This window comes from Planctomonas deserti, assembly GCF_003067705.1.
In the GTDB taxonomy this organism is placed as follows: Bacteria; Actinomycetota; Actinomycetes; order Actinomycetales; family Microbacteriaceae; genus Planctomonas; species Planctomonas deserti.
This window is the reverse complement of sequence record NZ_QANL01000025.1, coordinates 1-833: the sequence shown is the minus strand read 5'-3', so window position 1 is coordinate 833 and position 833 is coordinate 1. Positions and strand designations below refer to the sequence as shown.

Genomic DNA, 833 nt, shown 5'->3' with positions numbered 1-833 from the left:
CCAGCTCCAGTAGACGGTCATTTGCGTCCGCATGAAGAATCGGCGTGAGTTCAGCACCATCTGCGTCCTGCATCTGCAACTCGACGGGATACGCGTGCTGCCCTTGATACGGCGGACGCTCATATCCGGAAATGACAAATCCCACCCGAGCTCCACCAGGACCCATTTCTACGGCCGCTGCGGAAGCAAGGTCGGCGTGAAGCTGCAAGGCAGAGGCCTCAGGCAGATGAGATGCCACAGCCTCGATCAACTGCCTTTCAAAGCCGGAAACGGCACGCGTCGGATTGCTCATCGCATCGTTGATCTCAGGGCTGCTCCCGTACCGCCTCACCGCGCCTCCGGTCCTGCTTTCATCGCGTTGGACTGATGCTGTAGTGCCGCATGCAGAATCCACGTTTCAGTGACACTTGGCAATGACCGACGAGCATGTAATGGATCGCAAACCGCATCCACGCATGGCGTGGATCTACCGGGTGGGTGCTCCGACCTGCCTGTGGTAGGTGCCAACCTTGGTTGGCACATTTCTTCAGCGCGCGACCGGGCATCGGTGCGGACCAAGGTCCGCACCCACCAGAAGCGGCTTTGGCCTACGCCTGCAGCAACCACCCGCGCATCGCCGCACTGACCTCTTCCGGCTTTTCCATCGGTGCCAGGTGCCCGCAGTCGGGCACCACCACCAGTTGCGAGTGCGGCACCATCGCGTGCATTTCCTCGCTCACCGCCAGCGGCGTGATGCGGTCGTTTGCGCCGCAGACGATCAACAGCGGATCGCGGTAACCGGCCAGCACATCATGCCCATCGCGGCGTTCCAGCGCGCTCTGGCGCAGGAACAC

General features: G+C 61.8%; 2 protein-coding genes. Both read right to left on the bottom strand.

From position 1 onward, the window contains the following. On the bottom strand, nucleotides 1–292 hold a 292-nt coding region (locus DAI20_RS19295), incomplete at its 3' end, for a DUF6984 family protein (RefSeq protein ID WP_159085126.1). Between the two features lie 295 nt (nucleotides 293–587). Next, nucleotides 588–833 (bottom strand): alpha/beta fold hydrolase (locus DAI20_RS19290; RefSeq protein WP_159085125.1); only part of this gene is annotated, 246 nt, incomplete at its 5' end.